Annotated in this window: 20 protein-coding genes and 1 pseudogene; 12 read left to right on the top strand and 9 right to left on the bottom strand. The window is 36.7% G+C overall.

Annotated elements, in window-relative coordinates:
• Positions 1-63: 63 nt before the first annotated feature.
• Both QRY57_RS17325 and QRY57_RS17320 read left to right on the top strand, forming a co-directional pair.
• Positions 64-192, top strand: a pseudogene (locus tag QRY57_RS17325) (protein-tyrosine phosphatase family protein); the annotation flags it as partial.
• A gap of 314 nt (positions 193-506) precedes the next feature.
• The gene (locus QRY57_RS17320; protein WP_286015703.1) at positions 507-1292 is read left to right on the top strand and encodes a TrmB family transcriptional regulator; all 786 of its coding nucleotides are present in this window, start codon (positions 507-509) and stop codon (positions 1290-1292) included.
• A 240-nt stretch (positions 1293-1532) separates the two neighbouring features.
• Here QRY57_RS17320 and QRY57_RS17315 read toward each other — a convergent pair whose 3' ends face one another.
• The gene (locus tag QRY57_RS17315; RefSeq protein WP_286015702.1) at positions 1533-2057 is read right to left on the bottom strand and encodes a CbrC family protein; all 525 of its coding nucleotides are present in this window, start codon (positions 2055-2057) and stop codon (positions 1533-1535) included.
• A 286-nt stretch (positions 2058-2343) separates the two neighbouring features.
• Between QRY57_RS17315 and QRY57_RS17310 the strand changes: the two genes are divergently transcribed.
• Positions 2344-3729: an FAD-binding oxidoreductase gene (locus QRY57_RS17310; RefSeq protein ID WP_286015701.1), complete on the top strand. Its 1386-nt coding sequence runs from the start codon at positions 2344-2346 to the stop codon at positions 3727-3729.
• A 159-nt stretch (positions 3730-3888) separates the two neighbouring features.
• Here QRY57_RS17310 and QRY57_RS17305 read toward each other — a convergent pair whose 3' ends face one another.
• From QRY57_RS17305 to QRY57_RS17290, 4 genes are all read right to left on the bottom strand, one after another.
• The gene (locus QRY57_RS17305; protein ID WP_286015700.1) at positions 3889-5364 is read right to left on the bottom strand and encodes a protein adenylyltransferase SelO; all 1476 of its coding nucleotides are present in this window, start codon (positions 5362-5364) and stop codon (positions 3889-3891) included.
• 447 nt (positions 5365-5811) lie between these two features.
• Positions 5812-6018 carry a hypothetical protein gene (locus QRY57_RS17300; RefSeq protein ID WP_026591565.1) on the bottom strand — a complete coding sequence of 69 codons (207 nt, stop codon included), beginning with the start codon at positions 6016-6018 and terminating at the stop codon, positions 5812-5814.
• Between the two features lie 672 nt (positions 6019-6690).
• Entirely contained in the window at positions 6691-8478 is a 1788-nt protein-coding gene (pepF, locus tag QRY57_RS17295; RefSeq protein ID WP_286015699.1) for an oligoendopeptidase F, read from the bottom strand.
• Positions 8479-8785: 307 nt separating this feature from the next.
• A complete protein-coding gene (locus QRY57_RS17290; RefSeq protein ID WP_286015698.1) occupies positions 8786-10018 on the bottom strand; it encodes a MerR family transcriptional regulator in 1233 nt (410 codons plus the stop codon).
• 186 nt (positions 10019-10204) lie between these two features.
• Here QRY57_RS17290 and QRY57_RS17285 point away from each other — a divergent pair, with 186 nt between their 5' ends.
• The 8 genes from QRY57_RS17285 to QRY57_RS17250 all read left to right on the top strand — a co-directional run bounded on the left by QRY57_RS17285 (position 10205) and on the right by QRY57_RS17250 (position 19795).
• A complete protein-coding gene (locus QRY57_RS17285; RefSeq protein ID WP_026591562.1) occupies positions 10205-11491 on the top strand; it encodes an NAD(P)/FAD-dependent oxidoreductase in 1287 nt (428 codons plus the stop codon).
• A gap of 13 nt (positions 11492-11504) precedes the next feature.
• Complete coding sequence (locus QRY57_RS17280) at positions 11505-12977, top strand: aldehyde dehydrogenase family protein (protein WP_286015697.1); 1473 nt, start codon at positions 11505-11507, stop codon at positions 12975-12977.
• Between the two features lie 45 nt (positions 12978-13022).
• On the top strand, positions 13023-14441 hold the full coding sequence (locus QRY57_RS17275; protein WP_286015696.1) for an MATE family efflux transporter: 1419 nt from the start codon (positions 13023-13025) through the stop codon (positions 14439-14441).
• Positions 14442-14486: 45 nt separating this feature from the next.
• Positions 14487-14768, top strand: coding sequence for a cupin domain-containing protein (locus tag QRY57_RS17270; RefSeq protein WP_286015695.1), 282 nt, complete (start codon positions 14487-14489; stop codon positions 14766-14768).
• Positions 14769-15014: 246 nt separating this feature from the next.
• The gene (locus QRY57_RS17265) at positions 15015-16475 is read left to right on the top strand and encodes a CoA-acylating methylmalonate-semialdehyde dehydrogenase (RefSeq protein ID WP_286017900.1); all 1461 of its coding nucleotides are present in this window, start codon (positions 15015-15017) and stop codon (positions 16473-16475) included.
• Positions 16476-16505: 30 nt separating this feature from the next.
• Positions 16506-17861 (top strand): aspartate aminotransferase family protein, encoded by a 1356-nt coding sequence (locus tag QRY57_RS17260; protein ID WP_286015694.1) that lies wholly within the window; start codon positions 16506-16508, stop codon positions 17859-17861.
• Between the two features lie 107 nt (positions 17862-17968).
• Positions 17969-19588 carry an amidohydrolase gene (locus QRY57_RS17255; protein ID WP_286015693.1) on the top strand — a complete coding sequence of 540 codons (1620 nt, stop codon included), beginning with the start codon at positions 17969-17971 and terminating at the stop codon, positions 19586-19588.
• Between the two features lie 78 nt (positions 19589-19666).
• Positions 19667-19795 (top strand): hypothetical protein, encoded by a 129-nt coding sequence (locus tag QRY57_RS17250; protein ID WP_286017945.1) that lies wholly within the window; start codon positions 19667-19669, stop codon positions 19793-19795.
• Between the two features lie 204 nt (positions 19796-19999).
• On the opposite strand, the gene QRY57_RS17245 is transcribed toward QRY57_RS17250, so the two are convergent.
• The 4 genes from QRY57_RS17245 to QRY57_RS17230 form a co-directional block, all read right to left on the bottom strand.
• Complete coding sequence (locus tag QRY57_RS17245; protein ID WP_098019361.1) at positions 20000-20368, bottom strand: hypothetical protein; 369 nt, start codon at positions 20366-20368, stop codon at positions 20000-20002.
• A gap of 397 nt (positions 20369-20765) precedes the next feature.
• Positions 20766-21101 (bottom strand): hypothetical protein, encoded by a 336-nt coding sequence (locus QRY57_RS17240; protein ID WP_286015692.1) that lies wholly within the window; start codon positions 21099-21101, stop codon positions 20766-20768.
• Between the two features lie 24 nt (positions 21102-21125).
• A complete protein-coding gene (locus tag QRY57_RS17235) occupies positions 21126-21419 on the bottom strand; it encodes a polymorphic toxin type 50 domain-containing protein (RefSeq protein WP_286015691.1) in 294 nt (97 codons plus the stop codon).
• A 317-nt stretch (positions 21420-21736) separates the two neighbouring features.
• Positions 21737-22528: an arylamine N-acetyltransferase family protein gene (locus tag QRY57_RS17230; RefSeq protein WP_286015690.1), complete on the bottom strand. Its 792-nt coding sequence runs from the start codon at positions 22526-22528 to the stop codon at positions 21737-21739.
• 586 nt (positions 22529-23114) lie between these two features.
• Between QRY57_RS17230 and QRY57_RS17225 the strand changes: the two genes are divergently transcribed.
• Positions 23115-25016, top strand: a complete 1902-nt coding sequence (locus QRY57_RS17225; RefSeq protein WP_286015689.1) for an endonuclease MutS2 — start codon at positions 23115-23117, stop codon at positions 25014-25016.
• Positions 25017-25020 lie beyond the last annotated feature (4 nt).

Here is a 25020-nt window from a genome sequence, read left to right as displayed (position 1 = left end):
TCATAAACAGATTGTGGCTATTTTTTATCTAATTTGAAGCGTTTAATCGATTAGGTGAGATGGCGTAATCGCACTGGTACAGTGGTAACTGGACTATTGTTAGAATTAGGTTATGCTTCCAATGTTGGAGATGCAGAACAACAAGTAAAAGAAGTTCGTTCAGTTATTAATATTAAACTGGAAATGAAGTAAGTGTTGAAACATTTATACGTATAATTCATCTAATCCCCAAAAACAAGAACTTTTGGGGATTTTTCTTTAAAGGAGTTATCTTCTTTCAAATTTATTTATTTGATTTAACCTAAGACTACATGGGTAGAATTTTGTAAATCTATAAAATTCTAGTTTAGACTTTCTTGTTCTTGTACAAATGTTAATTAACAAGAATAAACAGATGAAATTTTGTTGATTTTCGTTTAAACTAAGGGTAATACACTTTTTAGGAGTATTGATAAATACCACTTAAGATATGCATCCCATTCAAGTGTTAAGATAGGAGGTCTCCCATGATTGATTTACTAAAAAAAATAGGTTTGTCTGATTTAGAAGCAAGGTGTTATTTGACGTTACATGAAGAGACAGAGTTGTCCGGTTATGAAGTTGCAAAACGGGTATCTGTATCAAGAACAAATGTATATGCTGCATTACGATCATTAACGGACAAAGGAGCTTGCCGTAGTATAGAAGGGGAGACAGTACTTTATAATGCTGTTCCAATTGAGCAATTAATTCGCCTTGTTCAAACTGAATTTGAACAAACTTCGAAGGCTCTTATTAATCAATTAAAAAATCCGCCTAGACCTGCATCTGCTTTTTATAATTGGCAAGGAAGCAATGCGTTAGATAATGCTGCACGTCGCGTTATTGCAAATGCAGAAACATCTATAGTTGTAGATGTTTGGTCAGAAGATTTACACCATATAGAGGAAGCGTTACTTGTAGCTGAATGTAAAGGGGTTAGTGTCATATTAATTACAATGGGAACATGTAAAACACCTCTTAAACATGTATTCCAGCATTATAGGGACGAAGAATGGCCTGTGGATGAAAGGAAGTTTTCTATTCTCTGTGATTCTAGTTCAGCTTTAATTGGTAGTTTCAAAGGAGATATGAAGCCATCTGCATTAGAGACGAGCCATCCAGCAGTAATTGAAGTAATAAAAAACGCTTTTTACCATGATATGATGATGCAACACATTGAAGAAGATTTTGGGAAAGAATTTCAGGAGAAGTATGGTGAGAATTACCGGAAAATGTTAAGTTATTTCAAAGAGAAAGGTTTGCATGTTTAATTGGGGTGCTTTTGGAATTATTGCTGCAAATCAAGATATACATGAAGAAATGGAAAAGGAACTTCAAAATCTTTTCACATATATACAAAAGAGTCCAATACAAGTGGACTCTTTTTCGTTTTTTGATGGTAGGAAGAAGTTGTATTCATTGTTGCTTTGTATCATTATAGAAAAATGAAACGAAATGCACTATTGGTATAAAGTATTACGATGTGAATACAGTTGTCGTACATTGATATATTAGGTGCAATCTACATGTAAACGGTGTATACCGCAGTGTAAACACTTGAAAAGATATCCTTGCAAACTACCTTGATGCCCCAATGAATACTGAAAATCTTGTAAACTAAGTCCATAATACCCCGTAAATTCAACTAAGTCTTGTTGTAATTCATTCTCTAAATGAGCGATTTCTTTCCATTCTACATATCCAATGAATGCACAAAAATCATTGCAATGCCCTAACCAGTATTCCTGTTGCCATCCGCGATATCCAGGTGTTCTATGGATAAGTTCCTTTAATTTTTCTTCATCGTTTACTTCATCACAAGAGTATGAATCTTGAAATTCGCCATCAAATTTTTTAGCTGCATTTCCATTAGCGATACACCAAGGGCAGATGCTTTCTACATTTTCTATGGAATAGAAAGGACCGCTATAAATATATTCACGTTCGTTTTTGCAAACACAACAAGTCGTAAGTTCTTTTTTTATAATCCCTAATTCTAATGAGTTCGGATTATATTTAAAGGTTGGTAATTGCACGTCTAATTCCCCCATAAATGATATTTATCCTGTATGTCTATTGTTAAATTCAGGTTAATTTGAATATAAATAAAGTTTCTTGATATTACAAATATTAACTCTGGATAATTTTAGTAATCTCCTAACAAGAAAAGAGAACTTTCGAAATTTAAATTGTTTCCGAATTAAGACTTGAATTATTTGATTTTTCAGATTACCATGTATGGAATAGTTCATCAGATGAATCATTATAAAACGATCTTAAATTGTATATCAAATCTGTAACAAAATGATGGGAGAGAATAAAATGAAAGCTGAAACTGCAAATTTGATAATTGCCTTAAAAGAGGTACTTCCTGAAACGCAAGTAGTAGTAAATGAAACGGTGAGAGAATTGCACAGTAAAGATGAATCTTATCATGCTAGTAGTTTACCAGATGTTGTTGTATTTCCAACAAAGACAAAAGAGGTTAGTGAAGTAATAAAACTAGCGAACAAGTACCAAGCGCCCGTTGTACCATTTGGAGTAGGATCAAGTTTGGAAGGGCATGTGATTCCATATGAAAACGGGATTACAATAGATTTCTCACTTATGAATCAAGTGCTAGAGGTAAGAGAAAATGATTTTCTCGTTAAAGTTCAACCGGGTGTGACTCGTTCGCAGCTTAATAAAGAATTAAAAAAGCACGGGTTGTTTTTTAGTGTAGACCCAGGAGCCGATGCTACGCTAGGAGGAATGGCTGCTACAAATGCGAGTGGAACGACTTCAGTAAAGTATGGTGTGATGCGTGATCAAGTTCGTGATTTAGAAGTGGTACTGGCAGATGGGACAATTATACACACAGGGACTCTAGCGGCAAAGTCATCATCTGGCTATCATTTAAATGGTATTTTCGTTGGATCAGAAGGAACACTTGGTTGTTTTACGGAATTGACATTAAAAGTGTATGGAATACCTGAGCATACGATGGCAGCAAGAGCATCTTTTCCGGCAGTAAATGATGCTGTAGAAGCTGTGATTGATATTTTACAAGCTGGCATTCCGATCGCACGGATTGAACTTGTTGATGAACTTTCAATGAAACAAGTTAATCTTTATAGTGAAACAAATTATAGAGAAGAGCCAACTTTATTTTTAGAGTTTCATGGGAATGAAGCAGGGTTAAAACAGGATGTTGAATTTACAAAAGAAATTGTGAAAGATCATAAATGTAATGCTATTTCATTTGAAACCGAAACGGCAGCAAGAAATAAATTATGGGAAGCAAGACACAACTTAGCGTATGCATATGTTCATAGCCATCCAGGGAAAAAACTGATGAGTATGGACGTTTGTGTGCCAATTTCAGAGTTAGCAAATGCAATACAATATGCCAAAGAGACTTTAGATGAAATGGGAATTGTTGGGGGGATACTTGGACATGTCGGAGATGGGAATTTTCATGTTCTATTAATGGTGAATCCTAATGATACAGAAGAAGTGCATAAAACAGAAGCGGCAAATGAAAAGATTGTAATGTATGCTCTTGAACGCGGTGGAACATGTACAGGTGAACATGGGGTAGGAATTGGTAAACGAAAATATCAAGAAAAAGAGCATGGGGCAGCACTTCTTGTGATGAAAAATATAAAACAAGCTCTTGATCCGAAAAACATTCTGAATCCGAATAAGATCTTTAAAATGAAAGAATAGGGAATGGTTCTACTAATAACTAGTGGGGAATGAAAAAATAACTGATTAAAGCTTCACTTTATACGAATCATGTGAAAGAAATGCTCCCCCTTCAAGTGAAGGAGGAGCATCATGTTATATAAACAGTAAATCATGAAAAGGTGTTGACTGCATGTTTTCTCACGTACCACAAAAAGTTCGATAAGGACGGGATGAAGGCGCAGGCAATGTAGCGTATTCACATTGTTCAGGTGAATGTGCGTAAGGGGTTGAAAGAACCGCGAGCAGTCGTTCCATCACACTATAATCCCCTTGTTTTACTGCGGCCTCTAGCGCCTCTTCCACACGGTGATTTCGTGGAATTACCGCAGGATTATTGTCTCGCATCAACTGATGTGAAGAAGCTTTTGATTCCTGCTGTTTGCCTAGTCTTGCTTGCCATTTTTTCTTCCAATGAGTAAACTCTGTGCTGTTAAACAAATCGGTATCTTCATTTGTATCAAAAGTTAAAGCAAGGAAGGTATTCGTATAATCTGCGCGATATTTCTCCATCATCTTAAGGAGTTCATCAATAAGGACTTTATCTTCTGCTTCTTCATTACATATACCTATTTTCGCTCTCATTCCAGTTAGCCAATGCTGTTCATATAGAGCACCAAATTTTGAAAGGCTATCTTGAGCTATTTGGGTCGCTTGTTCCAAATTTGTATGTAGGAGTGGTAATAAAGATTCCGCAAATCGGGCAAGATTCCAAACACCTATATAAGGCTGGTTACCATAGGCATATCGGCCTTGTGTATCAATGGAACTAAATACGGTTGCTGGATCATATTCGTCCATAAAGGCACAAGGACCGTAATCGATGGTTTCTCCACTAATGGTCATATTGTCGGTATTCATCACCCCGTGGATAAAACCAACGAGTTGCCATTTTGCAATTAGGCTGGCTTGTTGCTTCAGCACTTCTTCAAGTAGCGCTAAGTATGGATTTTCCTGCGATTGAATAGCTGGAAAGTGACGCTTAATTGTATAATCAGCTAAAGTTTTAAGTTCCTCAACTGAGCAGCTAGCTGCTGCGTATTGAAACGTACCGACGCGTATATGACTGCTAGCTACACGTGTCAAAATTGCACCTGGCAAGGCAGTTTCGCGAATGATTAACTCACCTGTTGAAACTACAGCCAAACTACGGGTAGTAGGAATACCAAGCGCATGCATTGCTTCACTTATGATATATTCACGCAGCATGGGTCCGAGTGCCGCGCGGCCATCCCCTCGGCGGGAGTATGGTGTTCGACCGGAACCTTTTAGCTGAATATCAAACCTCTTACCTGAAGGAGAAATATGCTCGCTAATTAGTAGAGCACGTCCGTCCCCCAGCATATTAAAGTGTCCAAATTGATGCCCAGCATATGCTTGAGCAAGGGGAGAAGCACCTTCGGGAACTTTGTTGCCGGCAAGCATTGCTAAGCCTTCTTCGTTTTTAAGTTCCTCTATGCTTAACCCTAAAGATGTTGCCAAAGAATCATTTAGAATGACTAACTTTGGTGAACGTACGGGTGTTGGAGAGAGATTGGCGAAAAATGGCTCTGGTAGACGAGCATAACTGTTGTCAAAATTCCATCCAGCTTCTTTAAGTTCTTTTTTCTTTTCCATTGTATCTCCTTTTGTTGTTTTATTTTTAAAACTAGTTTTTTACAAACCTTTCTTGAATTCATCTATAATTATGTGCATTTCCTCTATAATCAATGAATAAAAAACGTATCAATCATTGGTTTTATTAAGTCGTTCTGATATCTATAGTAGCACTTTTATGAGTGGAACTAAAACGTATTTCATTATTTAAAATTGTATAAAGTTTTTTTCAGATATTCATTTATGTAGTTCATGGTGAAATGTAAGTGCCTCTAGTTGAGGAATAAGAAAAAAACAAGGTAGTAGAAAAGAACTGTGTCCGATAAAATTTAAGAAAGAATGAAGAGTTAAAAAAAATGTTATAAATAAAAATCCATATAAGGTTAACATAGCGCAATTAGTAGCAAATATAAAAAGCCTAACCTTTCTTACAAAGGATAAGCTTTTTATATGATTTCTAACCAAAAACTAAAAACGAGGAACTATTTTATCAATGTTTGCAATCACAATGAAAACAAATGAAACAACATCTACGACGATGTTCTCTCTTACATCTACAAGAACCACTATCACTATGACGTTTACACTTACAAGAATCACTGTCGTGTTTATCTTTCCACGAATCGCTACGGTGCTCACATTTACAAGAATCATTACGACGCTTCGAACAGTCACTACTCCAACTCATTTTTATACCTCCCTTCGAATAAGAGATATATTATTTTATGTTTTAATAGAAAAAGTGCTTGTTTATTAACCTATATTAACTTTTTTGTACCTCTCGTATATGTTGTATCAGCACTTGATCTCGTTCTTCTAATCTTTGCAAAATACGTTGCTTACTACTAAAAACTCCTGCTTGATTGCCTCTAACAATTCTTTTTTTAATTGTACTTTTCCCATGTTCAAATCTATATCTATGAGTGAAGGGTGTTCTGTGGGGTGAGTGGGACATGCTTTTGCTTGCTCAGCACTTGTTTAATTGCAGTTTCTAGCTATTGGCCCTGACTTTGTAGGTGCTTAATTTTTTCTAATAAGAGTACGTCTCGTTCAAGGAATACAGTAGTCTTTTTAATAGATAGTGAAGAAGACTCATTACATTAGGAAACTGAGGGGGTTTGATTCATTTATCGAGGGGGGACCTGTATCACTTGCTTTATGGTGCATTAGTTAAATAAAATACATTTAATAAATTTCAATTGGGATAAACAAATTTTGAACATTCTTTTCTTGAATGTCCAAAATGGAATGAGTGATGCATGTAATCAGGAATTTTGAAAGATGGCAAAAGATTCATTAGAAGGAAAATAAATTTGAAAAAGCCTCTAGCATGAGAGGCTCTTTTTGTTAAAATGACGAAAATTCTTCAACTAGTTTACTAAAACGATCTAATGCACTTTCAATAGGTTTTGATGTTGTTAAATCGACACCGGCTTGCTTTAAAAGGTTCAGTGGATAATCTGAACTTCCGCCTTTTAAGAAATCGATATAATTTTTCTGAGCGGTAGGATCACCGCTTAAAAGTTGCTCTGCGATTTGAATTGCGGAAGCAAATCCGGTAGCGTATTTATAAACGTAAAATGGTCGGTAAAAATGAGGGATTCTAGACCATCCATATTTTACTTCTTCATCGAATACGAGAGTGTCCCCATTGTATTCTCTAAATAATTTCTCATAAACATCATTGAATGCTTGAGCATTTAGTGGCTTACCTTGTTCTGCCATTTCGTGCGTAATCTTTTCAAATTCAGCAAACATAACTTGTGTAAAGAAAGTTCCTTTAAACTGGTCGATAAAGTGATTGATTAAATGTTTGCGTACGTCTATATCTTTTGCTTCTTTTAATAAATGGTGAATGAGCAGTACTTCATTTACTGTTGAAGCTACCTCGGCTACAAAAATTGAATAGTGAGCGGAAATTCTCGGCTGGAAACTATGTGAATAATATGTATGCATACCATGTCCACATTCATGAGTAAGCGTAAAGAGACTATTTAAGTCATCATTATGATTTAAAAGGATAAACGGATGAACACCATATACACCAAAATTATAGGCACCAGAACGTTTACCAGGTAATTCTCTTACATCTATGTAGCGTTTGTCTTTAAAACCTCGAAGTGTTTGAAGATATTCTTCACCGAGTGGAGAAAGGGAAGTAAGCATCATTTCAAATGCTTCATCATATGGAATATCTTGTTTTACGCCTTTTACTAAATCAACATTTAAGTCATACTGTCTTAATTCATCTAGCTGCAATTTTTCTTTTCGTAAATGATTATACGTATGAAGAGATTTAATATTTCTTTTAGTCGTATCAATTAAAGTATCATATACTTCCTTTGGAACCATATCACCAAATAAAGATTTTTCTAAAGCAGAAGGATAGTTTCTAATTTTTGAAATGGTAACATTGTTTTTTATAGCTGCTGCTAAAGTAGAAGCTATAGAGTTTTTTAGTTGAACGTAGGGTTGATAGTAGGCTTTATAAGCTTCCTTCCTCGTATCTCTATGTTCATCTTTTATTAATTTTGAGTACATCCCGCGAGTTAAGTTCACTTTATCCCCATTTTCAGTTGTAACTTCTCCAAATGTAATGTCTGCGTTATTTATCATTCCATATGTATGTTGAGGAGCAGAGAGGGCTTCACCCATTTGGGATAAAATCTCTTCTTTATCTTTATTTAAGACATGGTTTTTATAGCGATATAATTCAAATAAATCCTCTTTATAATAGTGTAAGCCTTCATTTTCTTCTATATAGGAATGTAATGTTTTCTCATCGATACTAAGTAAGAACGGTGAAAAGAAGGAACGAGTGGCGCTTATTTTAACATGTAATTGTGATGCTTTGTCTATAAGAGACTGAGCTTCCATATCGCGTGTATCAAGGTCAGCTTGAAGCCTTGCATATGCATAAACGAGACTGAACAAACTTGATACTTCTTCACTTTTTGTAAGATAAGTAAGTAAACTTTGGCCATCATGGATATTTCCATTGAATTCTTTTAAGTTCTCTGTTAAAATTTCGATTTTTTCATAGTCGTTTTTCCAGTCTTCAATTGTTTTATAAATGGCTGTTAAATCCCATTTTTCCTGATTAGGTACATCTATTCTATTCTTAAATTCTGTCATAATCATGTCCTCTCTAAATATGTAGTTTGTATATTCTCTATATAACTATGAAATACAACAAATTGCAAAAAATCCCTGCTGCACGATGAAAAGTCTTGTCGGAAACGACAAACTGAGGGGGGAAAAGTGTCTTTTTAATTTCACTTGCCTATAATTTGCTTAAGAATAGCAAATAGATCAAATCGAAAATGGTAGCACGGGTGCTTATGCCTGCGCTACCATTTTTTAGATTAATCATGATTTTAGCTACAAGGGGGCTGTCTCATCCGTGAACTAGCCTGCTTTTCGGACAGTCTCTTTTTGTGCGCTATTTTTTTGTATTAGCCAAATACATTAGCATGTGGAATTTTTCGCCTATTACATGATAATCAAAATAGGGTCCTGGATCTGTACAGTAACCGATATTTTCATTTTGGGTGATTTGAAACTCGTTGACAGATAAATTTTCTTCTAAGTATTTTGGATATAAAATATGCTCGTTAGAATTTGGATATAAGGCTGAAATGTTTTTTAAGGATTTGGCTGAGCTATCATAATAGGAGTACCCGCCAACAATTGTTGAACTGCTATGGAAATAGTTTTTTAGAACGTGAATTGGGAACTGCGGATTGAGCAGTGAAAAATCAGTTGCTGTAAAACTATCCACAAAAATATCGATGCTAAGCGGTTTCAATGGCAAATTTAAATCAGAATTCAAAATATAAAGGACGTTTGGCTTCGGATTCATACGCTCAATTCTTTTTCTAACCTTCTTGAGCATCGCAAGTGAATAGCCACTGAATACATAGGATGCGCTCGTTTCAAGACTATCGATATATTTGGGTAGTGACACAAAAGCGTCAACGTTAGTTTCCACGATTAATTTGTTTTTCAAATCTACATTTTGTAGAACTTTTTGGAACCAAAAATTACTTTTTTCAAATAAGTTAATCATTTTGGGATTGATCTCTTTAATCGTTTCTTTATCGTAAAAATAAGATGGATAAGGAGACGTCTCGTACAAGTTCGAGGTAATGATAATACCTTCCTCGATAGCTGCCTCGTATCCACAAGTACAAGTTAAACTTCCTGTTTGAATGTAGACTTTTTTAATCGTTACATCTTTCATTTCAAGTGGAATGTGACACTTCGGACAATAGAGCAGATTTACAAAGGAAAGCGGGATCCCTGTAAGATTCTCTTCTTTGGATGAAGGTGAGCTAGTTTGAACCGCTTTTTCAATCAATTGGATAGCTTTTGATATGTCTTCTTTTTTCTTGATCAGCTGGCTCTTTTTATCAATGAGCAAGTTGTTGTAGTAGTCGATATCCTCATGGTCCGAGAAGTCTGTGACACGCTGATACGATAAAATTTGTTGAATTTCTAGCAGTGAAAAATGAAATTTTTTCAGCTCAGTAATAAAAGCCATGTCGTCGAGACACAATTGGTTCATTTGATACTGGGTGTTTTTTTTGTCTGGTATTAATAATCCTAGTTCAATGTAATAACGAACGGTATCAGTTGTAACGTGAAATAGATTTGCAAATGTACCAATTTTCATAGATGTCCCCCCAATGAAAAAAGTGGAGTTACTCCACTTTTTTCGCAAAAATGAATTCAAAAAACTCTCAAATTGCTATTGACCTGGAGGAAACTCCACGTCATATGATAGATTCACGAAATGTGAATATTGTGAATAATTTGACTGTATTGTAACATACATGTCACCAAAGGAGAAGAATTAGCTATGGATAAGATGGATCGAATGGATACTCTCTCACTGTGGACAGCGACTGCAACCAGTTATGAAAAAGGAAAAATTCTTGAGGGAAATGAAGAGGCAGATGTTGTCATTATTGGCGCAGGTTTCACAGGTCTTTCTTCTGCATATCATTTGCAAAAATTAGGGAAGAGTGTCGTTGTCCTTGAGCAAGAAACAATCGGATATGGCGCAAGCGGTCGTAACGGCGGGATGGTATTGCCAGGCTATAAGCCAACGATGCAGGAGCTTGCCAAAAAGTATGGTGCCGAGGAAGCAAGACAGCTTAACGATCTCTCCCTGTTTAGTGTTGAATTGGTTAAAAGTATCATCAACGAGCATCAAATCAACTGTAACTTTAGAAAAACAGGTCACATTGTGGCGGCTTACAAAGCCAAGCATTTTGAAGGATTGAAACATGAAAGCGAATACTTAAACAAAACTTTCGGGTACGAATCAAGCGTGCTTGATCGAAATCAGTTGCATCAAGAGATTGATTCCCCACATTATTATGGCTGTTTAGTCGACGACTCGAGTTACTCGTTCCAGCCACTGAACTATGCAATTGGTTTGGGAGAAGCAGCTAAATCGATTGGTGCAAGAATCTTTGAGCATTCGAAAGCACTATCTATTGAGTACGGTCAAAACAGTGTGAAAGTTGTAACAGAAAAAGGTGTTGTTACTGCGAAAGACATTATTGTGGCTACAGATGGTTACTCTGGAAAAATCATGAGTGAACTGAACAAAGGCGTACTGCCAATTTCGGCACGTATTATTGCTACTGAACAGCTTCCAGAATCACTGGTGAGTACCGTCATTCCTAAAGATCGCATGGTTTTTGATACAAGCAGTTTCCTTTACTATTTCCGACGTACACCAGATAATCGGATCGTATTTGGCGGTGGCGATGTTCGTCCAAACTTAGGCGATGCTGTTTACCAAAATGTTTACGATGCCATGGTTAAAATCATGCCAAAACTAGCAGGAAGTAAGATTGATTACCGTTGGGGTGGATTTATCGGGGTTACAATTGATACTTTCCCGGTTATCGGCAGATCCAAAGAAGGCGCATATTTCGCAACGGGTTATACGGGCCACGGCGCTTCTCTCTCGACATTGTTTGGTAAGTTATTGGCACAATGGATTGTTACGGGGAGTGCAGGTGGATATCGATTTGAAAAGGAACGCCTCAAATCATTCCCGTTCTATAATCAGAAAACTATGCTGGTAAATCTAGCACATATTGGTTTCAAACTTTTAGATATTATTGCGTAAAGGAGAGCTATTTATGAAAATTAATATGTTCATTGACGGGAAATGGGTAGAAGCGTTATCCGGCGCTAGACGAAACATTATCAATCCGGCAAACGGAGAGGTCATCGCGTCGTCTGCTTATGGATCAGCAGACGATGCGAAGATAGCAATCAAGGCGGCTCGCAAAGCGTTTGACAGCGGAATCTGGTCGGATTTATCGGCTGATGAAAGAGCTGACTATCTCTATAAGATTGCAGACCGTCTTGAAGAGAAGGCAGCTGAAATTGCAAGTTTGGAAACTGCAAATAACGGTAAGGTGATTCGTGCAACCACTTATGTGGATATTCCGGTATCGATTCAATGCTTCCGCTATTATGCTGACTTGATCAAGGGCATGAAAAAGGAATCTTACACGCGTGCCGATTCTTCAGACACAATTATTATTCATGAACCGATTGGTGTTTGTGGACTTATTGTACCTTGGAACTTCCCGCTTATGTTAGCTGTTTGGCAAATTGCTCCTGCACTTGCCGCAGGGAATACAATTATACTTAAGCCTGCTGAGGTCACTCCTGTAAGCGTATTCAAACTTTTTGAGATTATCGAAGAGATTGGACTTCCAGACGGAGTGGCAAACTTGGTATTGGGACCTGGATCAAAGGTTGGGAATGAGCTTGCCGAGAGTCATGATGTTGACAAGATCGCCTTTACTGGTGGAACAAAAACAGGTCAAAGCATTATGCGCGCAGCTGCGGGCAATATGAAAAAAATCACACTTGAACTGGGTGGTAAATCTCCACTTATTGTGTTCGATGATGTGGATTTTGAAACTGCAGTCGAGAATGCGATGTTTGGTATTTTCCACAATGCTGGGCAAGTTTGTTCAGCTGCATCTCGTTTGCTTGTACAAGAGACCATTTACGATAAGTTTGTTGAAAGATTGGCCGAGCGTGCGAGCAAAATTGTAGTTGGCAACGGGGAAAGCGAGAACATTGAAATGGGAGCCATCACAAACGAGTCTCATATGAATGAAGTTTTACATTACATTAAGAGCGGAATTGAAGAAGGTGCAAAATTAGTTTGTGGCGGTAAGCGCTTAACAGAAAATGGGCTTGATCAAGGATTTTTTATTGCGCCAACGATCTTTGCTGATGTAAATGCGAATATGCGTATTGTTAAGGAAGAGATTTTTGGTCCAGTCCTTGTTGTAGAGAAATTTAAAGATGAGGAAGATGCCATCCAAAAAGCAAATGATTCCATTTATGGATTAGCTGGTGCTGTATTTACTGAAGATATGGATCGAGCAAAACGAGTCATTAGTAAATTGCGTGCGGGAATTACTTGGATTAATAGTTATCATTTCGCCTATGTCGAAGGTCCTTGGGGAGGATATAAGCAAAGTGGAATCGGAAGAGCGTTAGGTACTGTTGGGCTAGAGCACTTTATGGAAACGAAGCAAATCAATATTCATCAGAATGCGAAGCCTGTAGGTTGGTATGCGAATTAATTGAGCTTAACTTGCTATATAAATTATTTATAAGGGGACATGCTCATGAAAATAGTAGACAACCGTCCATCATCGAAGATAGAGCAACTAGAAGTAATGAATAAGCCGGCGAATGATTCAGTGCTGGGAACCAAAAGTATTCCGTTACTATATTTACGGTTTGCTTTGGCTGGAATTATGGCTAACGTGATTCTAGGAGTTGTAGCGGTTGTCGATGGCTATTTCGTCAGTGACTTTCAGGAGCTGGAAGTCGAAGGGATCGGAATTGGATTTACGGTCATGGTTATTACACGTATGCTTGGCGTTCTTTTTGGTATAGGAGCCGGAGCGGTCATTTCACTTCGACTTGGAAAAGGGGAAATTGAAGAAGGTAGGAGTATTATGGGGCAAACTTTATGGTTTACTCTTTTCTTCTCAACATTACTAGCCATACTTGGATTGGTCTTTGAAAATCAAATCATGACTTTATTCGGAGCAAGTCAGGAGGCACTTCCATATGCGGTGAAATACAGCCGACTATTGTGGATTTCATTGCCAATAACGATATTGGCGGTTGTACTAAGTATTTTTACAAATATTGATGAAAAACCTGTATTATCAATGAACAGTTGGTTAATTGCAGCAGTTGTTGCGGGAATTACAGAATGGATTCTGGTAGTGAAATATGACATGGGAATGATGGGATCTTCGTGGGCGAATACAATTTCACAATCGATCCCTGTTTTACTTATCTTTTATTTTTGGTTTGGGAAAACAAAGCTTAAGCCAAAAATAAAAGATATGAGGATTAAGCTTAAGGTAATTGGTGAGGTGGCTTGGACAGGATTTGCATCTTTCTCAAGTCAGTTCATGATGTTTATTGCAATTATCTTCTTCAACAACTTACTGCAAAGCTACGGTGGTGGGCTGCACGTTGCTGCTTTCACGATTCAAAATGGTTACATTACAAATCTGCTCGCCTTAGCAGCGCTCGGTGGGATGACAGGACTGCAACCGATCATTAGTTATAATTACGGTGCGGGCAACCTTGAGCGTGTGAAACAAGCAATTAAGATGGGAATCATTTTTACGGTTGCTTTCTTTGTGATTGTGACAGCCATCCTAATCATTTTTGCAGATCCAATTGTTTCATTTTTTTCCGGTGGTAATCCTGAATTGCAGAAACTGGGCATTTGGACGACAGTTGTATTCAATTCTTTGTTTGTGTTTAATGCAGTTAGCTTGCTTGTATCTGGTTATTTCGAATCCCAAGAGAGAAACTGGACTGCAACGTTTATAAATGTTAGCAAAATGTTGGTTTTTTCATTTCCATTCATGTTTATTTTCCCGAAGTTCTGGGGTGTAGAAGGTATATGGTACGCAGGTCCTGCTGCAGAAATTCCAGGCGTTCTCATTGCCATATATTTTATAAGAAAAGAGTTCAAACGTTTAAAAGATACGAATGTTAAGAACGTACGTTTATAGAATCTATTCCTTCAAAAATACCAATAAGAAAGAGAGAGGATCATCATGTTTTTTGCGAAAAAACTTACAGCAGAAGAAGCACAAAAATTAGGTGTTGACACGTGGGAACCATGGGTAGGCGAACCGAATAAAGGACCGTGGCATGTAGAGGAGCAGGAAGTTTTCTATGTGACAGATGGTGAAGTGTTCATTACTGTTGAGGGGGAAAAATATCATATTACAAAGGATTGGATCGTTTCCTTGGCTAAAGACCTTGTTTGTGAATGGGATTGTCCAGTGTTTTTGAAAAAGAATTATAAAATGAACCATGAGATCAATCTGAAATAATGTGAAATGAGAAGAGGGCCTAAGCAGATGACTGCTCCTATGTATTTCACGGGTAATAAATTCAGAATAGTAAAACAAAATAGAGATAAAGTCTAACGAACCAAAAAGCCGACATTGTACTCTCAAGTTATGTTGACGAAATGTAGTGGGATTTATGCAAATAAGTTTACATACCGCCATATGAATGCGCTTTCTTTTGGGGGTGCAATACATAGGACGGTTATTTGAAAACTAGGAGGTTTCATGATGGTAGTAACGAAAAATGTACAAGCGTTGAAAAATTATATTGGCGGACAATGGATAGAATCCACAAGTAAACAGATTGAAGATGTACCAAATCCAGCAACAGGAGAGATCATTGCTCGTGTGCCACTTTCGACTAAAGAAGATTTAAATAGAGCTGTAACAACTGCTAAAGAAGCATTCAAAACATGGAGAAGAGTCGCTGTGCCTCGGCGTGCTCGTATTCTATTTCGCTATCAACAGCTATTGATTGAAAACTGGGAAGAGTTAGCTAAGCTCGTTACCCTGGAAAACGGAAAAAGTTATAAAGAAGCTTACGGTGAAGTGCAGCGGGGGATTGAATGTGTTGAATTTGCCGCAGGTGCACCCACTTTAATGATGGGAGAGCAACTTCCTGATATTGCTACTGGTGTTGAATCGGGGATGTATCGTTACCCAATCGGAGTAATCGCAGGAATAACGCCATTTAACTTTCCGATGATGGTACCATGCTGGATGTTTCCACTCGCGATTGCATGCGGAAACACGTTTGTATTAAAACCATCTGAAAGAACACCGCTATTGGCTAATCGCTTAGCTGAACTGTTTAAAGAAGCAGGTCTTCCAGATGGAGTACTAAATGTTGTGCATGGTGCACATGACGTCGTTAATGGCATTCTTGATAATGAGGATGTGAAGGCTGTATCTTTCGTTGGTTCTCAACCTGTGGCTGAGTATATATATAAAACCGCAGCAGCTAACGGCAAACGTGTACAAGCTCTTGCAGGTGCAAAAAATCATTCAATCGTATTAAAAGATGCGGACCTTAGTTCTGCAGCGAAAGAAATTACAAATGCTGCCTTCGGTTCAGCCGGTGAACGATGCATGGCGGCGGCTGTTGTGGTTGTAGAAGAAGACGTTGCAGATGAGCTCGTTAATAGACTACTTCAAGAGGCTAACGCTATTACTATTGGTAATGGTCTGGAAGAAGATGTTTTCCTTGGTCCTGTTATTCGTGAAGGACATAAAGAGCGGACACTCGGCTACATTCAATCCGGTGTAGAGCAGGGAGCGACACTTATTCGTGACGGACGTGAAGACGATGCAGCAAACGGTCAAGGTTATTTTGTTGGCCCAACGATTTTTGACAATGTGACACAGGAAATGAAAATCTGGCAGGATGAAATCTTCGCACCGGTTCTTTCTATTGTACGAGTAAAAGACTTGATGGGAGCGATTGATGTTGCTAATGCTTCGCCATTCGCAAATGGTGCATGCCTGTACACCGATAGCGCTAAAGCCATTCGTGAATTCCGTGAAGAAATTGATGCAGGTATGCTAGGGGTCAATCTAGGAGTTCCTGCTCCAATGGCATTCTTCCCATTCTCAGGTTATAAAAAATCCTTCTATGGTGATCTCCATGCAAATGGAAAAGATGGCGTAGAATTCTATACTCGCAAAAAAATGCTTACGGCTCGTTATTGAAAGCGTGATGTAAAATCATAAAAGGATAGAATGGAGTTGGTGATTGTGCAAGCGACAGAACAAACACAAAGTTTGAAAAAAGCAGATGAAAAGTACCTTTGGCATGCAATGAGAGGAGCGGCCCCTAGTCCAACGAATTTAATTATCACAAAAGCAGAAGGGGCATGGGTGACGGATATTGATGGAAACCGTTATTTAGATGGTATGTCCGGTCTTTGGTGCGTGAATGTTGGGTATGGTCGAAAAGAACTTGCAAGAGCGGCTTATGAACAGCTTGAAGAAATGCCGTACTTCCCTCTGACACAAAGTCATGTTCCTGCTATTAAATTAGCAGAAAAATTGAATGAATGGCTTGGTGACGAATACGTCATTTTCTTTTCTAACAGTGGATCGGAAGCGAATGAAACAGCATTTAAAATTGCTCGTCAATATCATCAACAAAAAGGCGATCATGGACGCTATAAGTTTATTTCACGCTATCGCGCTTACCACGGTAATTCAATGGGGGCTCTTGCAGCAACAGGTCAAGCCCAACGAAAGTACAAATATGAACCATTGGGGCAAGGATTTCTGCATGTAGCACCGCCTGATACGTATCGCAATCCAGATGATGTTCATACACTGGCAAGTGCTGATGAAATCGATCGTGTCATGACATGGGAGTTAAGCCAAACAGTAGCCGGCGTGATTATGGAGCCAATTATTACTGGGGGCGGAATTTTAATGCCTCCTGATGGATATATGGCAAAAGTAAAAGAAATTTGCGAGAAGCACGGTGCGTTGCTCATTTGTGATGAAGTTATATGTGGATTTGGCCGGACAGGGAAGCCATTTGGATTTATGAACTATGGCGTCAAACCAGATATCATTACAATGGCAAAAGGTATTACTAGTGCGTATCTTCCTTTGTCAGCAACAGCAGTCAGACGAGAGGTTTATGAGGCATACATAGGCAGTGAAGATTATGATCGCTTCCGCCATGTGAATACGTTTGGAGGCAATCCTGCAGCATGTGCCTTAGCTTTGAAGAATTTAGAAATTATGGAGAATGAGAAACTCATTGAACGTTCGCAAGAATTGGGTGAACGACTGCTATATGAACTAGAGGAGATAAAAGAGCATCCAAACGTAGGAGATGTTCGCGGAAAAGGTCTTCTTTTAGGTATTGAACTAGTGGAAGATAAGCAAATGAAAGAACCGGCTGCTATTGAAAAGGTGAACAAAGTCATCAATGCTTGTAAAGAAAAAGGTCTAATTATTGGTAAAAATGGTGACACTGTTGCAGGTTACAATAATATTTTGCAGCTTGCTCCTCCATTAAGCATCACAGAAGAAGACTTTACTTTTATTGTTAAAACATTAAAAGAATGCTTAGCTCAACTTTAACTAGTTATGAATAAATCTTGTTAAAAAGCAGAATAGCATATCGAGAGAGATAGTTTTAAATACTGAACGAATCACTCTAAAAGAGTAATTCCGAAAGGGCTGAGTTTATGAAAGCTGATGTTGTATTGATAAATGGAGAAGTTATTACAGTAGACCAAAAGAATACAGTAGTCGAAGCTGTAGCAATAAAAGATAATCGTATCGCAGTTGTTGGTTCAAATCAGGAGGTTAAGAGTTTTATAGGAGAAAAAACGGATGTAATTGACCTGCAAGGAAAAACCCTTCTTCCTGGATTCATTGATTCTCATATTCACCTCATTTCTTATGGGGTGAATCAGTTGGCGGTAAGTTGTAAAGCTGAACATATTGATTCTATCGAGGCTTTGTTAAATGACCTGAAAAAGAAAGCTTTAGAAACTCCTAAAGGTGAATGGATACGTGCTTGGGGCTTTAATGAAACTGCTGTGAAGGAAAAGCGTTATCCAACAATCACTGAGCTGGATGAAATTTCAAGTGAACACCCCATTATTGTATCCCGTACTTGCGGCCATATAAGTGTGGTGAACAGTAAAGCGTTAGAAATTGCGGAAATTAACGAGAACACACCGGATTCTAATGGGGGAGTTATTGAAAAGAATCAGGCAGGAAAGCTTACAGGAAAGTTAATTGAAGCAGCAAATATGGAGATGAGCGAGGTTGCAAGTTATACAGAAAGTGAACTGATGAAGGCTATGGAAATTGCATCAGATCATTTCGTAGCAGCGGGCATAACAAGTATACATGAGGCAGGTGGATATGGCCCTGAGAGTTACCGTTTACTACAACAAGCTGTGAAGAGTAAGAATATTCGTGTCCGAATATATGCAATGATATGTCAGTTAAATAACTCCCATGAATTTGTTAATAAAATGGTCGAAGCTGGCGTGGTAACTGGTACTGGAGATGAGAGATTTAGAGTTGGACCAGCCAAATTGTTTACAGATGGAAGTAGCACCGGGCCTACAATTGCAACCCGTGAGTCGTACTCCAGTGACTCTAACAACTATGGCATTCTTTATTATAGTGAGGAAGAAATCTACCGGATTTTAGGTGAAGCACATAAAAAAGGCTATCAAATCACTGTACATGCACAAGGTGATAAAGCCATTGAAATGTATTTAAATTGTGTAGAAAAGGCGTTGGAGGAATCACCAAGAAAAAACCACCGTCATCGGATTGAGCACGCGGGAATTTCTTCACCAGATTTACAAGAAAGAATGAAAAAGCTCGAGGTGGTTCCTATTCCAAATCCTCCATTTCCATATGAATTCGGGCAGATATATGTAGAGCACTATGGTGATCGTGTGAATCACATGTACGCTGTTCGTGATTTTATTGATCATGGCATCATGGCAGCAGGTGGATCGGACGCACCAGTTACTGACTATAATCCTTTATTAGGAATTCATGTTGCTGTCAATAGAGAAAGCCAGTCTGGAATGGAGTTTGGTGCTAAACAATCTATAAGCGTAATGGAGGCTATTAAACTATACACCTGGAATGGCGCTTATGCGAGTTTTGAAGAAGAGATAAAAGGAAGCATAGAGGTTGGAAAGTTGGCGGATTTAGTTATATTAAATGAAAGCATTTTAAGTATCAACCCAAACCAAATTAAAGATTTAAAAGTAGAAACAACTATTATTGATGGTGAAATTATCTATCAAGAAGAACAATCAGTGAAAATTTAATATAGCATAGTTCACTATATCATAGTTTGCATACCACGTAACCCTTGTAATGTTACGTGGTGTTTGTTGGAACTGTAGATGCAAGGATTAGGATTTACAATCGATGAAAAGGTAACTGTTAATGGATCACCACAGTACAAAGTACAAAATAGCAAGGGCCAAACATACTATGTAACTGCAAGTGAAGCTTATGTATATGTGAAGTAAGAGTTGCAAAAGAGCATCCACTTAAATAATAATTTTTAATTTAAATCAACAAAAGAGACCTCGAATGTGAGATCTCTTTTGTTGATTATTCTCCATCTGTACTTTCTCTTCACTTACTCAAGGCCAGGTAACATGGTATACAATCCTAAAGAAGACTTGTTCTTCAAAAAGTTCTTTTCTTGCCCTCAGAATCTAGCAAAATAGCTAGTCAAAAGATAATTGTAATCTATCAACTTGTAAATAGACATATTGCCCCTCTAAATATTTGTAGTCTTCAAGTAAATCACTAGTTATAAAGAAACCAACATCTAAAACATTATTTTCTAACATTTTTCCAAAAAGAATATAACTTCCATTAGCAATATTTTCTATTTTTTTGAATTTATCTTCTTTTTGCGTTTCTACTGTCAAAGCGTCATTCACAAATATATCTATCTCAGCTTCGTATTCTTTATTTACAACAACTTCTTGAGGTGAAGCATTAAAACCTGTTACTTTTTGATTATTTACTAAAAAGTCTATTTCTTCTTCAATAATTGAATCAATTCTACATATCAATATCTTATTTTTCATTTTTTGACCTCTATTCTACTGAATTGATAACAGGGATGTTTTTACTATTATCCACCGTTTTCCAAAAAAAGTTTTTCCGCTTTCTACATGGTATGTTGTAATTTCCCCTAAATTATTAGTTCCTACAAACTCAAATTTAGCATAACTTTAGCTTCTTGCTCTTTAAAGCCATTTCCTTTTCAATTTCAGCTTCACGAGATTTGTCATTATCGTATTTAAAGTATAAATCAAGTAATAAGTTTTTTAGGGACTGCAATTAATCTCGTACGTTTGTTATCTTCGTGGTCTTCTAATTCAAATATCGATTTACATTTCATTTAACTATAAAACTTTTTATAACTATAAAAAACCTTGAAAGACTAAAAGCCAATCAAGGTCAAAGCTTAAATAGCGACTATTATTTATGTATTTCCCTTTCCCATACTCTCTTGCCCTCAGCTAAAAATACTGCACTTGGTGGATCATCATAGAGGGAAATTTCAACCAATGAACCTTTTTCTTGTATTAACCAATTATATACACTGTCTTGGTTAGTAGTAGGATGGGATAAAATACTATTTACTTTAAATGCAGCTGCATCGTATTCTGTATAATTTATATCATCATCTAATCCATTGTCTGTTTCAAAAACTGTATCGAGTTCGCCAATTATCCTCAATCCACTTTTCCATTCTAGTATCATTTCACTATCTTCATATTTTATTAATGTTCCTATTAAAGAATCATATCCCATGTGCATCCTCTTTTCTTATATATTTTATGGTCTTGCTGGTACTATATGAGCACCGTCTTTTCCGTAATGAATCATTCCTCTAGTAGTCTCAAGGTATTGACCAGTATCGCGATCATAGTATTTCCCAATTGGTTTACCAAAGTCTACTCTTTCTTTTTTACCGTCTGGTAGTAGTAGACCTTTCCCGGCAAACTTATCAAGCAATTCTTGTGCTGTTTTATTATCACCATAGAAGATACTTTTGTTTTTTCCATTTGCAACCTCTTGTTTGTAGTTAGGTGCATTAGGAATATGTTTTTCTTGAGCCCCAGCTTTCACTTTTATTGGGTAGCCATTTACTTCACGGTATGGACCTTTAGGTACAGAATTTTTCCCATAAGAAGGTAATAGAAGAAATATAAAAAAGTGCTAACAAGTTTGCATACGAACTTGCTAACACTTATACAAAATAGACATAAAATATCGCTGATATGTCACTTGGTAAATTGATAATAATTAAATAGATAAAACGAATAAACATTCCTTAGAAAGCAAGGCTTAGTATATTCTATATAACTGTGAAATACAACAAATTGCAAAAAAACCTGCTGTACGATAAAAATTCTTGTCAGAAACGACAAGAATTTTTAGTTTGACTATAATTGTATACCAAATATTGCGTGCAATAGGTCTGAATATTGCTCTTTTGTAATCTCTTCTTTCCTCTTTTTTCCTTGCTTTGTTACTGTAAAACTATCTTTTGTTAAGGAAGCATGCCCATCAGGAGTTAGTTTTACAATAAGAGGTACTTTATTAAAAGGAGAGTCTGTATGCTCTACAATTATTTTTTGAGCTTCATTTAATTTTCTTTCATCAACTTCTTCAATATAAAATGCATAGCCTAATGTCCACTCTTCAGATGAAGCGACATCTAGAAATTCAGTATTCTTTTTCATCTCTAAAATATAGTTTCCTTTTGTAGTTGTTTTTTTGCGGATACGATAGTCTCCTGTAACAGAGTGAACAGCTTCACCTGAGAAAGGAACGGGTGAAATGGGCAGATATGAACCGAAACCTACTTCAATTAAATAAAGCTTATTATTATGTTTTAAAACAGTTGCCACATGCCCTGAATCAACAGCCCAAGTATTAGAAGCGGCATGATAAACTGTTCCTGATACTAAGTGAACATCAAAACCGCAATCTTTAAGGAAGTAATACATCGTTGGATTTAATTCGTAACAAAGGCCACCGCGGTTATGAACTAAAATTTTTTCTTGAAGATTTTCTTTTGAAATTTCTTTTACTGTACCGTGAATAATATCTAGATTCTCAAAGGGAATCGCTTGTGCCATTGCATGAAGGATTTCGTTTAAATCTTCAAATGAAATGGACTCTCTTTCTTGTATATTTAATCTGGAAAAGAATTGCTTTTGTAGTTCTGTCACGTGAATCGCTCCTTATCCATTTTACTTATATATAATTGTATCGAATGTCGAATAAGAAAACATCCGTAATACGTTGAATAAATAATCCATATATATACTTACGACTAAAGTATAATAAGAAGAATATTGTAAAGTATGGAACCTTTACTTCTGCCGTAACATATAGTATGATAATTTCAATAAATTAGATTTCAATGAACATAATAATAAATTAATGAGAGGTGCTTTTTGTGAGTGCGGTAGGTTCTAAATAGGAAAAAATTGAATGAAATAAATCTGATGAGAATAGGGGATTTTTATATAATTCATACCCCTAGCTTTGTCGTGGATTTATTTCAAATAACCTATGAAGATACCTACAATACTTTATAAAGCGTGTAATGATGAGATAGCCATGTGTTTTTTAGATGGTTTCTTTCGCTATATCTTACACAGGCCTTGTAAATGTAAAAAGCTGCGGTATCTCCGCAGCTTTTTTGTGTTTATTTTTATCACAGGAAAACTTAATTATTTATATCTCATTGAAATCTAATGGGTAGGTATCTTCATTTATGATGTGAGTAAATCATAGTGAGGAGAATAGAAATTGAATAAAATGACTTTTGAAAAGTTGCAATATAACGAGTTGAAGGAAATCGTTAAATCTTACTGCGTAAGTGGATTAGGAAAGCAGTTGTTAGATAAATTGGAGCCAAGCGCAAGTATCAAAGTAGTGAAAAATCGTTTGAATGAAACAACTGAAGCGCGAGCTATATTAGATGCAGAAGGGCATGTACCTTTTTTCGGAATTTCTAATATCGATAGTACAATTCAAAAGCTAGAAAAGGGAATGATTTTAGATCCAACTGAGCTAGTTAGTGTATCAGACTTTTTAAGAGGGTGTCGAAAGGTTAAAACGTTTATGCTGGATAAAGAATTTTTCGCACCCATACTAGCATCGTATGCGAATTCAATGTCCGAATTCAAAAGTGTGGAAGAAGAAATTAATTTTTCAATTAAAGGAAATAGTATTGATTCTGCCGCAAGTAAAGAATTGAAGCGAATACGAAATAATATCGACTCCGTAGAGGGGAAAATTAAAGAACGTTTAAATAAATTTTTAAATAGCAGTACAAATAAAAAATATATTCAAGAATTCTTTATTAGTAAAAAAGACGATCGATATACGATTCCGGTGAAAGCTTCCTATAAAAATCAAGTTGCAGGAACGATTGTTGAAATTTCTTCTAAAGGTTCAACAGTTTTTATAGAACCAAATACTGTTACAAAATTAAATGTGGAACTAGCGAGCTTAAAGGCTGAAGAAGCGATGGAAGAATATCAAATATTAGCTACTTTATCAGGAATGATCTTAGAGGACATTTATAACATTAAGATTAATATGGAGCTGATTAGTCAATACGATATGGTGTTTGCAAAAGCAAAATGTAGTAAACATATTGGCGGGATAGAGCCGAAATTAAATGATTATGGGTATGTAAAGTTAGTAGGGTGCAGACATCCATTATTAGCAGGAGAAGCTATACCGCTTAATTTTGAAATCGGGCAAAACTATCGGAGCTTAATTATTACAGGACCAAATGCTGGTGGGAAAACGATTGTTTTAAAAACAATTGGGCTATTAACATTGGCGACTATGTCAGGATTTCACATTGCTGGAGACAAGGAAACGGAAATTGCTGTTTTTGAAAATATATTTGTAGACATTGGCGATAATCAAAGTATAGAAAATGCGCTAAGTACATTTTCATCTCATATGAAAAACCTTTCGGAAATTATGAGAGCATCGAATAATAATACGCTTTTATTATTTGATGAAATAGGAAGTGGTACAGAACCGAATGAGGGAGCGGCGCTTGCGATTTCTATTTTAGAAGAGTTCTACCATATGGGGTGTATTACCGTTGCGACTACTCATTATGGTGAGATTAAACGCTTTTCAGAAATGCACAGTGATTTTATGAATGCGGCGATGCAATTTAATAGTGAAACATTGGAACCGATGTATAAGTTAATGATAGGGAAGTCGGGAGAGAGCAACGCCCTATGGATTTCAAGAAAAATGAATATACGAGAAAATGTGCTGCAAAGGGCAAAAGGATATATAGAAAATAAAGAGTATCACTTAGAAAAACTGAATGAAGGGAAAGTAAGAAAGCCTAAGATTGTAAAACAAAAAATAGAAGAGACGAATGAATATACAAAAGGGGATCGCGTGAAATTATTAGACTACGATGAATTTGGGATTGTATACCAAGAGAAAGACAATTTCTCCAATATCGTTGTGTTTTACAATGGACAGTTTATTGAAGTGAATGTTAAGCGAATTTCTTTAGAGGTAAAAGCAAAGGAACTATATCCAGAAGGGTATGATTTAGACACATTGTTTGTGGATTATAAAGAACGGAAAATGCAGCATGATATAGAGCGTGGATCGAAAAAAGCGTTGCGTAAAATTCAAAAAGAAATAAGAAAGAATAGAGGATGAGGGG

Origin of the sequence: Bacillus arachidis, from assembly GCF_030285945.1 — a bacterium.
In the GTDB taxonomy this organism is placed as follows: Bacteria; Bacillota; Bacilli; order Bacillales; family Bacillaceae_G; genus Bacillus_A; species Bacillus_A arachidis.
This window is presented reverse-complemented; position numbering and strand designations above follow the sequence as displayed.

Bases quoted from the DNA above. Each gene is read 5' to 3' on its own strand.
- QRY57_RS17320 (WP_286015703.1), top strand. From the start codon at position 507: ATGATTGATTTACTAAAAAAAATAGGTTTGTCTGATTTAGAAGCAAGG.
- QRY57_RS17310 (WP_286015701.1), top strand. From the start codon at position 2,344: ATGAAAGCTGAAACTGCAAATTTGATAATTGCCTTAAAAGAGGTACTT.
- QRY57_RS17305 (WP_286015700.1), bottom strand. From the start codon at position 5,364: ATGGAAAAGAAAAAAGAACTTAAAGAAGCTGGATGGAATTTTGACAAC.
- pepF (WP_286015699.1), bottom strand. From the start codon at position 8,478: ATGACAGAATTTAAGAATAGAATAGATGTACCTAATCAGGAAAAATGG.
- QRY57_RS17290 (WP_286015698.1), bottom strand. From the start codon at position 10,018: ATGAAAATTGGTACATTTGCAAATCTATTTCACGTTACAACTGATACC.
- QRY57_RS17285 (WP_026591562.1), top strand. From the start codon at position 10,205: ATGGATAAGATGGATCGAATGGATACTCTCTCACTGTGGACAGCGACT.
- QRY57_RS17280 (WP_286015697.1), top strand. From the start codon at position 11,505: ATGAAAATTAATATGTTCATTGACGGGAAATGGGTAGAAGCGTTATCC.
- QRY57_RS17275 (WP_286015696.1), top strand. From the start codon at position 13,023: ATGAAAATAGTAGACAACCGTCCATCATCGAAGATAGAGCAACTAGAA.
- QRY57_RS17270 (WP_286015695.1), top strand. From the start codon at position 14,487: ATGTTTTTTGCGAAAAAACTTACAGCAGAAGAAGCACAAAAATTAGGT.
- QRY57_RS17265 (WP_286017900.1), top strand. From the start codon at position 15,015: ATGGTAGTAACGAAAAATGTACAAGCGTTGAAAAATTATATTGGCGGA.
- QRY57_RS17260 (WP_286015694.1), top strand. From the start codon at position 16,506: ATGGAGTTGGTGATTGTGCAAGCGACAGAACAAACACAAAGTTTGAAA.
- QRY57_RS17255 (WP_286015693.1), top strand. From the start codon at position 17,969: ATGAAAGCTGATGTTGTATTGATAAATGGAGAAGTTATTACAGTAGAC.
- QRY57_RS17250 (WP_286017945.1), top strand. From the start codon at position 19,667: ATGCAAGGATTAGGATTTACAATCGATGAAAAGGTAACTGTTAATGGA.
- QRY57_RS17245 (WP_098019361.1), bottom strand. From the start codon at position 20,368: ATGAAAAATAAGATATTGATATGTAGAATTGATTCAATTATTGAAGAA.
- QRY57_RS17240 (WP_286015692.1), bottom strand. From the start codon at position 21,101: ATGGGATATGATTCTTTAATAGGAACATTAATAAAATATGAAGATAGT.